This is a genomic window from Erwinia sp. SLM-02 (assembly GCF_037450285.1).
In the GTDB taxonomy this organism is placed as follows: Bacteria; Pseudomonadota; Gammaproteobacteria; order Enterobacterales; family Enterobacteriaceae; genus Erwinia.
Map to the genome: position 1 here is coordinate 432,900 of NZ_JAQISN010000002.1, position 12,666 is coordinate 445,565.

The 12,666-nt window shown below is 59.3% G+C and carries 13 protein-coding genes and 1 pseudogene; 2 read left to right on the forward strand and 12 right to left on the reverse strand.

Annotated elements, in window-relative coordinates; all coding sequences use genetic code 11:
* The 10 genes from pqqE to idnD form a co-directional block, all read right to left on the reverse strand.
* Window positions 1–1,149: a pyrroloquinoline quinone biosynthesis protein PqqE gene (gene pqqE / locus PGH32_RS15170; protein WP_337894458.1), complete on the reverse strand. Its 1,149-nt coding sequence runs from the start codon at window positions 1,147–1,149 to the stop codon at window positions 1–3.
* The gene (gene pqqD / locus PGH32_RS15175; RefSeq protein ID WP_314417813.1) at window positions 1,136–1,417 is read right to left on the reverse strand and encodes a pyrroloquinoline quinone biosynthesis peptide chaperone PqqD; all 282 of its coding nucleotides are present in this window, start codon (window positions 1,415–1,417) and stop codon (window positions 1,136–1,138) included. Before pqqD ends, pqqE begins: the two co-directional genes overlap by 14 nt.
* Window positions 1,414–2,169: a pyrroloquinoline-quinone synthase PqqC gene (gene pqqC, locus PGH32_RS15180; RefSeq protein WP_314417811.1), complete on the reverse strand. Its 756-nt coding sequence runs from the start codon at window positions 2,167–2,169 to the stop codon at window positions 1,414–1,416. The genes pqqD and pqqC overlap by 4 nt, the downstream gene beginning before the upstream one ends.
* Window positions 2,166–3,077 (reverse strand): pyrroloquinoline quinone biosynthesis protein PqqB, encoded by a 912-nt coding sequence (pqqB, locus tag PGH32_RS15185; RefSeq protein ID WP_337894459.1) that lies wholly within the window; start codon window positions 3,075–3,077, stop codon window positions 2,166–2,168. The genes pqqC and pqqB overlap by 4 nt, the downstream gene beginning before the upstream one ends.
* An 84-nt stretch (window positions 3,078–3,161) precedes the next feature.
* Window positions 3,162–3,233, reverse strand: a complete 72-nt coding sequence (gene pqqA, locus PGH32_RS15190; RefSeq protein WP_072166356.1) for a pyrroloquinoline quinone precursor peptide PqqA — start codon at window positions 3,231–3,233, stop codon at window positions 3,162–3,164.
* A gap of 177 nt (window positions 3,234–3,410) precedes the next feature.
* Window positions 3,411–4,454, reverse strand: coding sequence for a dipeptidase (locus tag PGH32_RS15195; protein ID WP_337894460.1), 1,044 nt, complete (start codon window positions 4,452–4,454; stop codon window positions 3,411–3,413).
* A gap of 69 nt (window positions 4,455–4,523) precedes the next feature.
* Window positions 4,524–5,519 carry a DNA-binding transcriptional regulator IdnR gene (idnR, locus tag PGH32_RS15200; RefSeq protein ID WP_337894461.1) on the reverse strand — a complete coding sequence of 332 codons (996 nt, stop codon included), beginning with the start codon at window positions 5,517–5,519 and terminating at the stop codon, window positions 4,524–4,526.
* A 90-nt stretch (window positions 5,520–5,609) separates the two neighbouring features.
* Window positions 5,610–6,929, reverse strand: a complete 1,320-nt coding sequence (locus PGH32_RS15205; RefSeq protein ID WP_314417804.1) for a gluconate:H+ symporter — start codon at window positions 6,927–6,929, stop codon at window positions 5,610–5,612.
* 47 nt (window positions 6,930–6,976) lie between these two features.
* Window positions 6,977–7,741: a gluconate 5-dehydrogenase gene (idnO, locus tag PGH32_RS15210; protein ID WP_314417802.1), complete on the reverse strand. Its 765-nt coding sequence runs from the start codon at window positions 7,739–7,741 to the stop codon at window positions 6,977–6,979.
* Between the two features lie 9 nt (window positions 7,742–7,750).
* On the reverse strand, window positions 7,751–8,782 hold the full coding sequence (idnD, locus tag PGH32_RS15215) for an L-idonate 5-dehydrogenase (protein WP_337894462.1): 1,032 nt from the start codon (window positions 8,780–8,782) through the stop codon (window positions 7,751–7,753).
* Window positions 8,783–9,019: 237 nt separating this feature from the next.
* On the opposite strand from idnD, the gene PGH32_RS15220 reads away from it, so the two are divergent.
* Complete coding sequence (locus PGH32_RS15220; protein ID WP_337894463.1) at window positions 9,020–11,029, forward strand: NADPH-dependent 2,4-dienoyl-CoA reductase; 2,010 nt, start codon at window positions 9,020–9,022, stop codon at window positions 11,027–11,029.
* 93 nt (window positions 11,030–11,122) lie between these two features.
* On the opposite strand, the gene PGH32_RS15225 is transcribed toward PGH32_RS15220, so the two are convergent.
* Both PGH32_RS15225 and PGH32_RS15230 read right to left on the reverse strand, forming a co-directional pair.
* Window positions 11,123–11,431 (reverse strand): HigA family addiction module antitoxin, encoded by a 309-nt coding sequence (locus PGH32_RS15225; RefSeq protein ID WP_314417797.1) that lies wholly within the window; start codon window positions 11,429–11,431, stop codon window positions 11,123–11,125.
* Window positions 11,431–11,709, reverse strand: a pseudogene (locus tag PGH32_RS15230) (type II toxin-antitoxin system RelE/ParE family toxin). The gene PGH32_RS15225 and the pseudogene PGH32_RS15230 overlap by 1 nt, the downstream one beginning before the upstream one ends.
* Window positions 11,710–11,896: 187 nt before the next feature.
* On the opposite strand from PGH32_RS15230, the gene PGH32_RS15235 reads away from it, so the two are divergent.
* Window positions 11,897–12,613, forward strand: a complete 717-nt coding sequence (locus PGH32_RS15235; protein WP_337894464.1) for a polyphenol oxidase family protein — start codon at window positions 11,897–11,899, stop codon at window positions 12,611–12,613.
* The last annotated feature ends 53 nt before the right edge of the window (window positions 12,614–12,666 follow it).

Sequence of the window (12,666 nt, forward strand, 5' to 3'; positions counted from 1 at the left end):
TCAGACTTTGAAAATCAGCTGGGAATTAACCCGCTCGGAGTTGGCGCGGTTGCGGAACTGCAGCTGGTCAACGCGCATCGTGGTGCAGTCGGCCTGTTCGCGGGCGGCGAGGATTTTATGATGATGCTCAGACTTGCTGCACACCGGATCGGCATTGTCCGCGTTGCCGGTCAGCATAAACGCCTGGCAGCGGCAGCCGCCGAAGTCCTTCTCTTTCTCCGAGCAGGATCGGCAGGGTTCCGGCATCCAGTCGAAGCCGCGATAGCGGTTAAAGCCGAAGGAGTTAAACCAGATATCCTGCAGGCTCTGCTCCAGCACGGACGGGAACTGTACCGGCAGCTGGCGCGCACTGTGGCACGGCAGCGCGGTGCCTTCCGGCGTCACGCTCAGGAAGATCGCGCCCCAGCCGCCCATACAGCCTTTCGGACGTTCTTCGTAGTAATCCGGGGTGACGAACAGCAGGTTGGTCAGATTATCGCTGGCGGACATCTTCTCGCGATAGCGGGCAACCACCGCTTCGGCGCGTTCAATCTGATCGCGGGTCGGCAACAGCCCTTCACGGTTCAGCTGCGCCCAGCCGTAGAACTGACAGGTCGCCAGCTCCACGTCATCCGCTTCCAGCTCGATGCACAGTTCGATAATGCGGTCGATCTGGTCGATATTATGGCGATGCAGCACGAAGTTCAGCACCATCGGGTAGCAGTGCGCCTTCACCGCGCGCGCCATCTCCAGCTTCTGCTGGAAGGCCTTCTTCGATCCGGCCAGCGCGGCGTTCAGCGTCTCGTCGCTGGCCTGGAAGCTGATCTGAATATGGTCGAGGCCCGCTTCCGCGAAGGAATCGATCTTTTTCTGCGTCAGGCCAATCCCCGAGGTGATCAGGTTGGTGTAGAAACCTAAATCACGCGCCGCACGGATCAGCTCCGGAAGATCTTTGCGCACCAGCGGCTCGCCGCCGGAGAAACCGATCTGCACCGCGCCCATGGCGCGGGCCTGTTTAAAGACCTCAATCCACTGCTCGGTGGTCAGCTCTTTCTCCTGCTGGGCAAAGTCCAGCGGGTTCGAGCAGTAGGGGCACTGCAGCGGGCAGCGGTAGGTCAGTTCGGCCAGCAGCCACAGCGGCGGGTTGACCTTATTTTCAGGCTGGGTCACGTAATATTATCCACTTCTGTTCCCTCGCCTGGGCGAAGAAATCCTGTACATCGTTATCTACGCCGCCCGCTTCCGGGAAGCGATCGTTTAGTGCCTGAATGATGTCGGCCAGCGTGCGCTTACCGTCCACCAGCTCAAGGATCGCCGTGGCGCTGTCGTTCAGCTTGGCCATGCCTTCCGGGTAAAGGATCACATGGCAGTTCTGCACTTCTTCCCACTGCAGGCGGTAGCCGCGGCGGAACATCGGAATAGTTTGCGGGTTGCTCACAGCAGTTTTCCTTTATGCCAGACGGGCTGGTCGGTAACGGTATGATACGGCGGACGATCCAGGGCGTAGGCCATGGTCATGGCGTCCAGCATGGTCCACAGAATATCCAGTTTGAACTGCAGGATCTCCAGCATGCGCTGCTGTTTTTCCACGGTGTTGCAGTATTCCAGCGCCAGCTCAAGGCCGTGCTCAACGTCACGACGCGCCTGGCTCAGACGACCACGGAAGTAGCCGTAGCCCTCTTCCTCAATCCAGGTGTAGTGCTGCGGCCAGCTGTCGAGGCGCGACTGGTGGATCTGTGGCGCAAACAGCTCGGTCAGCGAGCTACAGGCGGCTTCCTGCCACACCGCACGGCGGGCAAAGTTGACGTAGGCATCGACGGCAAAGCGCACGCCCGGCAGCACCATCCGTTCGGAGAGCAGCACATCGCGATCCAGCCCGACCGCTTCACCCAGCCGCAGCCAGGCTTCGATGCCGCCGTCGCTGTCACCGTAACCGTCGTGGTCCAGAATACGCTGCACCCATTTGCGGCGGGTCTGCGCGTCCGGGCAGTTGGCCATAATCGCCGCGTCTTTCAGCGGGATATTGGTCTGGTAGTAAAAGCGGTTCGCCACCCAGCCCTGGATCTGCTCGCGCGTCGCCTCGCCGTTGTGCATGGCGATATGGTACGGGTGATGAATATGGTAATAGTCGCCGCGTGCGCGCAGCGCCTGTTCAAACTGCTCGGGGGTCATCAGTGCTGGCTGGCTCATAGGTCGATACTCATTCCGTCAAAGCTGACCTCAATGCCGCGCTGCGTCAGCGCATGGCGCTCCGCCGAGGATTCATCGAGGATCGGATTGGTGTTGTTAATATGGATCAGGATCTTGCGGCGGGCAGGCAGATTGCTGAGCAACGCCATCAGCCCCTGCTCTTCGCCCAGCGCCAGATGGCCCATATCGCGCCCGGTATTGCGCCCCACGCCGGTGTTGGCCAGTTCGTTGTCCTGCCACAGCGTGCCGTCGATCAGCAGGCAGTCGGCCTCCTTCATCAGATCCAGCAGTCCGGCATCCGGCTCGCCCAGCCCCGGCGCATACAGCAGCTTGCTGCCGGTGACCGTATTCTCAATCATCAGCGCGATGTTATGGCCGGGCAAAGGCCGCCCGCGATACGGCGAGTACGGCGGTGCATTGCTGAGAATGGGGATGGCGGTAAAGCGCAGTGCCGGGCAGACCGCGACCGAAAACGGCTCTGCGGGCTGGATGGCGTGATGCACCAGGCCACCGTTCCAGTGGGCAAGCATGGTAAAGATCGGAAAACCGGAGGTCAGATCCGCGTGTACTTCCGGCGTGCACCACACCTGGTGCGGGCAGCCCTCGCGCAGGTTCAGCAGGCCGGTGCAGTGATCGATCTGGCTGTCGGTCAGGATAATTGAGCCGATCGCCGTGCCGCGCAGTACGCCATGTTTGTTTAATTCGGGATTGGCGGCAATCTGATGGCAGATATCCGGCGAGGCATTGCACAGCACCCAGTCGGTGCCGTTATCGCTGACCGCGATTGAAGATTGGGTACGCCGCGTGGCAGGGATGCTGCCGTCGCGCACGCCCTGGCAGTTGCGGCAGTTACAGTTCCACTGCGGGAATCCACCGCCCGCCGCAGAGCCAAGCACTTTGATTTTCATGGGTAAACCGGGAAAAAGGGAAAAAATGCCCGCGGAACACAGCAGGCATTATCTGCAACCGGGATAACCCGGCGGGCAGAAATATTAACGGTTAGAAATGTACAGAGTCACTTCTAAGCCCAGACGCATATCGATGAAAGTAGGTTTAGTCCACATACTCATATCCTCTAAAAAGCGCTAAAAACTCCCTCCACCGGACGCGCCAGGTGAAAGGCATGTTGTCAAATTACAAGAACTTGGCGGCGCAAATGTTGCGCCTATGATAAATCGATATCAACCCTTAATTCTTTGTGGATAACTCAACATTGAACTATTTGGTTCAAAAACCACGATTTATTTCTGCCAGGTTTGTCGTAAAACCCGCAGCCAGTTCGCATAACACAGCTTGTTTATCAGCTCTTCATTATAGCCCGCTGCCCTGAGTGCGTTCAGCAGTCGTGGCAGGCCCGTCACGTCGCCGATCTCATCCGGCACGTTGATGCCGTCAAAGTCAGAGCCGAACGCCACTCGGTCCTCTCCCAGCTTCTCCAGCAGGTAATCCAGGTGCTGCACCATCACGCTGAGCGGGGTGTTGCCGTCGCGCTTTCCGTCGCTGCGCAGGAACGAGGTGCCGAAGTTCAGCCCAACCAGCCCGTCGCTTTCTTTAATCGCCGCCAGCTGATCGTCGGTCAGGTTACGCGGCTGCGGGCACAGCGCATGGACGTTAGAGTGGCTGGCGACCAGCGGCGCGTCGCTGAGTTCAGCGGTCTGCCAGAAGGTTTTCTCATTCATGTGCGACAGATCGATCATCAGCCGGTGCTGGTTACAGGCGCGGATCAGCCGCTTTCCGGCCTCGGTCATCCCCTCACCGGTATCCGGTGAGCCGGGAAAAGTGCCGTTAATGCCGAAGCCGAAACGGTTAGGGATGTTCCAGAACGGCCCGATGCTGCGCAGCCCGGCAGCGGCCCAGCCTTCCAGCTGGCTCAGATCCTCATCCAGCCCTTCGGCACCCTCAATATGCAGCACCATTGCCAGCACGCCCTGCGCCATGCACTGCTCGATATCGCTGACGCTGCGGCAGACGCGCGCCTGCCCCGCCGACCGCTCTGCAATCTGCTGGAGGATAGCGATCTGCTGTTCGGTGATCGCCAGCGGATTGTGGCGCAGCGCTTCCTGCTCCGCATCACGCTTGAAGAATTTCGCCACGTAATCCGCAGGCGGTACAAACACGGCAAACAAGCCCCCGGCAAAACCGCCCTGCCGCATGCGGTTCAGGTCGAGATGGCCGCCAAGGCGCTGCTGAAGAAAGGCTTCGGCCGGGCGTTCAGGATGATGCAGCCACAGGTGCAGCAGCACGTCGTTATGGCCGTCAAAAACCGGCTGGGGGATATCGCTCATTCACACTGCCTTTATCGCGCGGGTAACACCAAAGCATAACGCAGTTTTCGCCGTTGTCAGAACCGACGCTCAGATGGTTTCGCCCATAAAAATTTGATAGCTGAGGTCCACCGAGTCGGCGGTAAAGCTTTCATCGCTGATTTTTTTCAGCAGCAGCTCCGCGGCGGTGTAGCCGATCGCATAGCGCGGGGTGATCACGCTGGCCATCGTCGGGTACATTTCCCGGCTGATATCCAGCCCGTGGAAACCGGCAATGGCAATGTGGCCCGGCACCGCAATCCCCTGCCGCTGGCAGAAGAGCAGCGCGCCCAGCGCCAGGTCATCGTTGGTGCAGAACACCGCATCCAGATCGGGATACTGTTCCAGCGCGGTGGTGAGCATTGCCGCGCCCAGCTTCTGCGAGGAGATGGCTTTCGGGTTGATTCGCCGCCCCTCGCCGCCCCGCTCGCTCATTGCCTGGCAGTAGCCGCGATAGCGAAACTCATCGCGCCGGTCATCCTGCGATCCAAAGTAGATAATGCGCGTTCGGCCCTGATCGAGCAGCGTTCGCGTCATGTCGTAGCCCGCGCTGTAGTTGTTAAAGCCAACCTGCATATCGAGGCAGGCACCCTGGGTATCCATCACCTCCACAATCGGGATTTTCGCCGAGCGCAGATACTTCACCGCCCGCAGCGTATGGTCCTTCTCGCTGAGCAGAATGCCGTCGATATTGTAGGAGAGCAGGTTAATAATCTGCTCCTCTTCCGCCTGCTTATCGTAGTTATAGTTGGCGATTAACGTCTGATAGCGCCCCTCTTTGGTGGCGGCTTCAATGCCGCTGAGCAGGTCGGCGAATATCTGGTTTTTAAACGAGGGGATCAGCACGCCCAGCGTATAGCTCCTGGCATTGAGCAGCATCTCCGGCGCGCGGTTGGGAATGTAGTTAATCTCTTCGATGATCCGGGCGATTTTCGCCCGGGTTTCCGGCGCAACGCGCTCTGGCGTGCGCAGATAGCGGCTTACCGTCATCCGGGTTACGCCAGCCAGCGTGGCGATGTCCTGTAACGATATGCGGTGCGATCTCATAAGCTTCCATGGAATCAGAAAAAAGTAAAAAGGGCCAGGCAAGCCTGGCCCTTACGGGATGACGACGGAGGTAACCGGCCGCCTGACAGATTAGTGAATAATGGCGTTCAAAATCAATACGCCGGCCAGACCGAGGAAGGAAATCAGCGTTTCCATCACCGTCCAGGTTTTCAGCGTCTCGGTCACGCTGAGGTTGAAGTAGCCCTTGAACAGCCAGAAGCCCGGGTCGTTGACGTGTGAAGCGATAACGCTACCGGAACCCACCGCCAGCACCATCAGCGCCGGATCGGCGTGGGTGATGGCAATAATAGGGGTCACGATACCGGCGGTGGTGATCGCCGCCACGGTGGCCGATCCCAGCGCAATACGCAGCATCGCCGCCACGGTCCAGCACATCAGCAGCGGAGACAGCGACGAGCCTTTCATCATGTTAGCGATATAGTCGCCCACGCCGCTGTCCACCAGCACCTGCTTAAAGGCACCGCCACCGGCGATAATGAACACGATCATCGCAATTGCACCGATGGAGGAACTGCACATCTCCATCACTTCGTCCATCTTACGGCCGTTGCGCAGGCCCAGAGTGAACACCGCAATCACCACCGCGATAAACAGCGCCACCGCCGGGTTACCGACAAACTCAAAGAACTGGCGCAGCACGTTCTCTTTCGGCGTGGTCAGCTCAAATACCGCCGCCACCGCCATCAGGATCACCGGGATAACCGCCGCGAAAATACTGGTCCAGAAGCCCGGCATTTCATGGTCTTCAAAGACTTTCGGGTTATACAGCCCTTCCGGCGGTGACTTTTCAAAGTTTTTCAGGAATTTGGAGAACACCGGCCCGGCAATAATCACCGTTGGGATAGTAATGATCATGCCGTACAGCAGCGTGGTGCCGAGGTTAGCGCCAAAGATAATGGCGATAGCGGTCGGGCCAGGATGCGGCGGCAGGAAGCAGTGGGTCACCGACAGCGCGGCCACCATCGGCACGCCGACGTACAGCAGCGGCAGGCGAGCGGCGGCTACCACGGTAAACACCAGCGGCAGAAGCAGGACGAAGCCGATTTCATAGAACATCGCCAGGCCAACCACCAGGCCGGTGACCATCAGCGCCCACTGCACGCGCTGTTTACCGAAGGCGGCAATCAGCGTAGTGGCAACGCGCTGCGCGGCACCGGTATCGGAGACCAGCTTACCGAGCATGGCACCGAAGCCGAGGATCAGCGCCAGCCCACCGAGCGTGCCGCCAACCCCTTTCTGGATCGAAGCGATAACCGCCAGCGGCGTCATCCCTTCGGCCACGCCGACCACGGCAGAAACAAAAATCAGAGCGATGAAGCCGTTGACCTTAAATACGATCATCAGCACCAGAAGCAGAATGACCCCAATGGCTATTATTGTAATGGGCATAGAAATTCCTGTGTTTTAAAAAGTCCGGTGTCTTAAGGTGTAGCCGCTTACACTGCGACGCGCATCCCGCCATCAACAAAAAGCAGGTGCCCGTTCACAAAATCAGAGGCTTTTGAAGCAAGGAACACCGCAGCACCGATCAGCTCTTCCGGGTTGCCCCAGCGTGCAGCCGGTGTACGTTTACACAACCATGAGGTGAAGGCTTCATCATCCGCCAGCGCCTGGGTCATTTCGGTTTTAAAGTAGCCCGGCGCGATGCCGTTCACCTGAATATTGTGGCGCGCCAGCTCAACGCACATGCCGCGCGTCAGCATGGTCACCGCGCCTTTAGAGGCGGCATACGGCGTGATGGTGTCGCGGCCCAGCTCGCTCTGCATTGAGCCGATATTGATGATTTTGCCCTGCTGACGGGTCACCATCTGGCGTGCCACCGCCTGAGAAACCAGGAATACCGCCGTCTGGTTCACGGCGATAACGTCGTTCCAGTCCTGCTCCGGGAACTCCAGGAACGGGCGACGGCGCTGAATACCGGCGTTGTTTACCAGCACGTCGATCGGCCCGATCTCGCTCTCAATTTTTTCCACCGCCGCATTCACCGCCGCAGACTGGGTGACGTCAAACGCCACCGCGTGCGCCTTAAAGCCCTGCTGCTGCAGCGCAGCGGCGGCTTTATCCGCCCCTTCCTGCGTGGTGGCGTTGATGATCACTTCGGCACCGGCTTCGGCCAGCCCTTTCGCCATCAGAAAACCAATGCCGCGGCCGGAACCGGTGATCAGTACACGTTTGTTTGCCAGAGAGAAAAGCGTAGTCATGATTTGTCCTTAAAAAGTCAGCTGCACTTTGGCGGCTTTTTGTTTATCACCGGCAAACACCAGTGCAGCGTCGATATTCTGATAATCGTATTCACCGCTGAACAGCGGCAGCGGGTTCACCGTGCCGTTGCCCAGCCACTCCACCGCCGTATTGAACTCGGTGGTAAAGCGGAAGGAACCAACCAGTTTTATTTCTTTGGCGATCAGCATCATGATCGGGAAGCCCGGCACGTCGCCGCCCATACCTACCTGCACCAGCGTGCCTTTCGCCCGGGTCACTTCCAGGCAGCGGGTCAGCGAAGACGGATGGCCAGAGGCTTCAAACGACACGTCAAAATAGCCTTTATCCGCCAGGTAAGGCGCGAAGTCGCCGTTGGCTGCATGAATGGTGTCGGTAGCCCCCATCGCTACCGCCATCGCCAGCGAGCGCTCGCTGATGTCGGCACAGACCACTTCCGCCGCGCCTTTGGCTTTTGCCGCTGCGGCAATCAGGCAGCCGATGGGGCCCACGCCGGAGATAAAGACTTTTTTGCCCTGCAGATCGCCGCCCTGATTGGCCGCGTGAATGCACACCGCCAGCGGTTCGGCAAACACCATCACCTTGTCATCGGCCTGGTTATCGAAAGGAATGCACTGGCTGCTGTCGACCACTTTGTACTGGGTGAAGCCGCCGTCCACGTGCGGGAAGTACATGGCGCTGCCGAAGAAGCGCATGCCGGTGCACTGGTTCTCTTCCTGCGCTTCGCAGTATTTGCAGTGCCCGCAGGGTTTGGACGGGTTCACCGCCACTTTCTGATTCTCTTTCAGCGCCGGGTTATCACTTTTCACCACGTAGCCAATCACTTCATGACCGAGGATCATCGGCATTTTCACCGCAAAGTTGCCGACCTTGCCGTGCTGATAGTAGTGCAGATCGGAACCGCAAATGCCGCCGCGCGTGATGCGCACCAGCGTGCCTTCGCCCTGGTAATCCACCTGCTGGCTGACAACCTCGACCTGCTCTTTACCGTTGATCATGCAGGACTGCGTGGTAGTACTCATGAGAAACCTCTAATACGTATTCATTGAGGCGCCTATGAGAACGATTTTTTAGATGCAAAACTGTGAATCAGATCACTAAAAATCATGTTACTAAACTCATGTTACGCATAACGTGAAGCGACTACCCTTTCGGAGAAACGTTAATCAGTGGCATACATCACAAAGCGAATAACTGCACTTTCGTCGCGGTCATATGATCGCTACAGTTAACTCATCCGACCACTTCCGGGATTTAAGATGAGCGTGTCACTGTTCTCTCCGCTGGACCTGGGATTTACCCAGCTCAAAAACCGTTTTCTGATGGGTTCAATGCACACCGGGCTGGAGGAGCATCCGCAGGGTGCCGAAAGGCTGGCGGCGTTTTACGCCGAGCGCGCCCGCGCCGGAGTGGCGCTGATCGTCACCGGCGGTATCGCCCCGACGCCGGAGGGCGTGGTCAGCCCCGGCGCCTCGGTGCTCAACGACGAGTCGCAGCTTGCACACCACCGACGGGTTACCGACGCCGTGCATCAGGCCGGTGGGAAAATTGCCATGCAGATCCTGCATACCGGGCGCTACAGCTACCAGCCCGGTCTGGTTGCCCCTTCGGCGATTCAGGCCCCGATCAATCCCTTTACCCCGCGCGCGCTCAGCCACGAAGAGATCCTGGCGCTGATCGCCGCCTATGCCCGCTGCGCGCGTCTGGCCCAGCAGGCCGGGTACGACGGCGTGGAGATCATGGCATCCGAAGGCTATCTGATTAACCAGTTCCTGGTGACCCATACCAATCAGCGCGACGATGAATGGGGCGGCGATGACGTGCGCCGCCGTCGCTTTGCGCTGGATATTCTGCGCGCGGTGCGGGCGGCGGTGGGTGACGAGTTTATTATTATTTTCCGCCTGTCGATGCTGGACCTGGTCGACCAGGGCGGCACGCTGGATCAAACCATCACTCTGGCGAAGGAGGTGGAGCAGGCGGGGGCCACACTGATCAATACCGGCATCGGCTGGCACGAGGCGCGTATTCCGACAATCGCCACCGCCGTGCCGCGCGCGGCCTTTGCCTGGGTGACGCAGACGCTGAAGCAGCATCTGCGCATTCCGCTGATTACCACCAACCGCATTAACCACCCGGATGTGGCGCAGGCGCTGCTGGACGACGGCTGCGCCGATATGGTGTCGATGGCGCGCCCGTTCCTGGCCGATGCCGAATTCGTGCTGAAGGCACAGCAGGGGCGCAGCGATGAGATCAACACCTGCATCGGCTGCAATCAGGCCTGCCTGGATCAGATTTTTGCCGGCAGGCTGACCTCCTGCCTGGTCAATCCCCGCGCCTGCCACGAAACCACCCTGCAGCCGCTCCCCCTGACCGTGCGGAAAAACCTTGCGGTGGTCGGTGCCGGGCCTGCCGGGCTGGCGTTTGCGGTGAATGCCGCCGCACGCGGGCATCGGGTGACGCTGTTTGACGCGCGGCCGGAAGTCGGCGGGCAGTTTAATATCGCCCGGCAGATCCCGGGGAAAGCGGAGTTCAGCGAAACCCTGCGCTACTTCCGCCGTCAGCTGGAGATCCACGGCGTGACCCTGCGGCTGAATCAGTACGTCAGCGCGGCGCAGCTTGCGGATTTTGATGAAGTGGTGCTGGCTACCGGCATTGAACCCCGCACGCCGGCGATACCGGGGATCGATCATCCGTCGGTTCTCAGCTATCTGGACGTGATCCGCGATAAAAAACCGGTGGGGCAGCGGGTGGCGATTATCGGCGCGGGCGGCATCGGCTTTGATACCGCAGAATATCTGGTACAGCCCGCCGCCGCCGAACCGCAGACGATCGCCGGGTTCTGCGAAGAGTGGGGCATCGACCGCACGCTGACGCAGCCCGGTGGCCTGACCCGTCCGGTAGCGCCACACAGCGCCCGTCAGGTGTGGCTGCTGCAGCGCAAACCCGGGAAGCCGGGCGCGGGGCTGGCGAAAACCACCGGCTGGATCCATCGCGCCAGCCTGCAAATGCACGGCGTGCAGATGTGGGGCAGCGTTGAGTATCAGCGGATTGACGATGGCGGATTGCATATTCTGCGCGATGGTGAACCGCTGCTGCTGGCGGTGGACAATATTATTATCTGCGCCGGGCAGGAGCCAAGGCGAGAGCTGGAAGCGGATCTGCGCGCCGGGGGCAAACCGCTGCATATTATCGGCGGCGCGGATATCGCTCAGGAGCTGGATGCCCGCCGGGCGATAGCGCAGGGCACGACGCTGGGGCTGGGGATTTGAAGGATGGCGCTGATTAAAATGCGGTCAACGGCACCGTTAAAATATCCTGTTAAGTAATAATCTTGCCCGATATCATAAAACATCGGGCAGAGTTTACGACGACGCAACCAAGCTATCAGTCGGTATAAAAAGTCGAGTCAGTTTGGTCAGGTCAACCCTCTTTTGCGCTTCATGCAGGCTCCAGGCTTCCTGCAGCCTCATCCACACCTGAGGAGAACTGCCCAGCACTTCTGCCAGCTTAATGGCCATTTCAGGTGATACTGCCGCCTGGCAGGATACCAGCCGTTGGGCAGTCGACGGCGCAACGTTCAGTGCACGTGCCAGCTCCCTGATCCCCAATCCCAGCTCGTCTAATGCGTCAGCAATGATTTCCCCTGGATGCGGGGGATTGTGCATTTTCATCAATGATAATCCTCATAGTTAACGATCCAGGCATCACCGTCGATAAACTCAAACGTAATACGCCAGTTGCCCGTCACGGTTATCGTCCATTGTCCACACCTGTCACCCGTCAGCGGATGAAGATAATAGCCAGGCAGGCTTATCTCACCCACTTCTTCCGCCTGATTAATAACGGCCAGACGCTGCCGCAGTTTTCCAGCATGCTACGCATTAATTCCAGCAGTTGTTCCTTTTTCGAAGAACTGACGTAATCCCTTATGCCTGAAACTCTTAATCATGAAACGCTCCCTGTTGCGCCACAAGCAACATTATAATCGCTCTGCTCCGTAATACGCAACACCCCCGTATTCAGGCGGTCGTCATCGCGGATAAAATCCGCCTGGCCATCACCACGAAAATGATTAGCGGCGCGCCACGCGGGCGGGTAATCTGGACCCGGACTCACTGATTTTCGAGGAATATCCAATGCCATCCGGCCATCGTTCTCCCCTGCTTTCCCGCTTCGACTGGCTCGAGCACGCCTTTTTACCCGCCGGTGAACGCCCTCCGGCAGAGACGATATACAACCAGCAGCGCCACAGCGCGCGCGTGGTGGCCAGCGCCACGGCGCTGCCGGTAAAAAGCGTGGAGGCCGACGGGCTGATCGCCAGCGATAGCCGGCCGGTAGCGGTGTATACCGCCGACTGTCTGCCGATCCTGCTGGTCGACGCACGGCAACGGCAGATAGCTGCGGTGCACGGCGGGCTGAAGGGGATCCTCGGCGGCGTGCTGATCAACGCCATCCGCCAGCTGTGCCAGAACGGGAGCGCGCCGGCGGATCTGTTTATCGCCCTCGGGCCGTCGATTGGCCCCTGCTGCTATGAGTTGGGGAAGGATTTGATTGCCCGGGCTGAACAGGACGACCCGCACCACCTGTCGCCGTTAATGGCCTGGTCCGGGCTGCCGCCCATAAACCCGGCGGCGATTCGCCCACAGGCGCAGGGAACCACCGACGGCGTATGGTTTGATTTACCGCTGCTGGCAAAACGCATTGCGCTGAGGGAGGGCGTACCGGAGGAGCAGATTGAGCTTAGCGGGATCTGCACCTACTGCATGGCGGAGGAACAGGCCAGCTACCGGCGCAACACGCACCGCCAGCACGGCTACCAGCAGCGTTTTTCGTGGATCCGCGTAAAAAATTAACGCGCGGCGAAAACGATCGGGCTACGCATCGCGGCCTATCCATTCCATCTGGG

Excerpts from the sequence above, each read along its gene's own strand:
- PGH32_RS15220 (WP_337894463.1), top strand. The coding sequence starts at position 9,020 with ATGAGCGTGTCACTGTTCTCTCCGCTGGACCTGGGATTTACCCAGCTC.
- idnO (WP_314417802.1), bottom strand. The coding sequence starts at position 7,741 with ATGACTACGCTTTTCTCTCTGGCAAACAAACGTGTACTGATCACCGGT.
- idnD (WP_337894462.1), bottom strand. The coding sequence starts at position 8,782 with ATGAGTACTACCACGCAGTCCTGCATGATCAACGGTAAAGAGCAGGTC.
- pqqB (WP_337894459.1), bottom strand. The coding sequence starts at position 3,077 with ATGAAAATCAAAGTGCTTGGCTCTGCGGCGGGCGGTGGATTCCCGCAG.
- idnR (WP_337894461.1), bottom strand. The coding sequence starts at position 5,519 with ATGAGATCGCACCGCATATCGTTACAGGACATCGCCACGCTGGCTGGC.
- PGH32_RS15195 (WP_337894460.1), bottom strand. The coding sequence starts at position 4,454 with ATGAGCGATATCCCCCAGCCGGTTTTTGACGGCCATAACGACGTGCTG.
- pqqC (WP_314417811.1), bottom strand. The coding sequence starts at position 2,169 with ATGAGCCAGCCAGCACTGATGACCCCCGAGCAGTTTGAACAGGCGCTG.
- PGH32_RS15205 (WP_314417804.1), bottom strand. The coding sequence starts at position 6,929 with ATGCCCATTACAATAATAGCCATTGGGGTCATTCTGCTTCTGGTGCTG.
- PGH32_RS15235 (WP_337894464.1), top strand. The coding sequence starts at position 11,897 with ATGCCATCCGGCCATCGTTCTCCCCTGCTTTCCCGCTTCGACTGGCTC.
- PGH32_RS15225 (WP_314417797.1), bottom strand. The coding sequence starts at position 11,431 with ATGAAAATGCACAATCCCCCGCATCCAGGGGAAATCATTGCTGACGCA.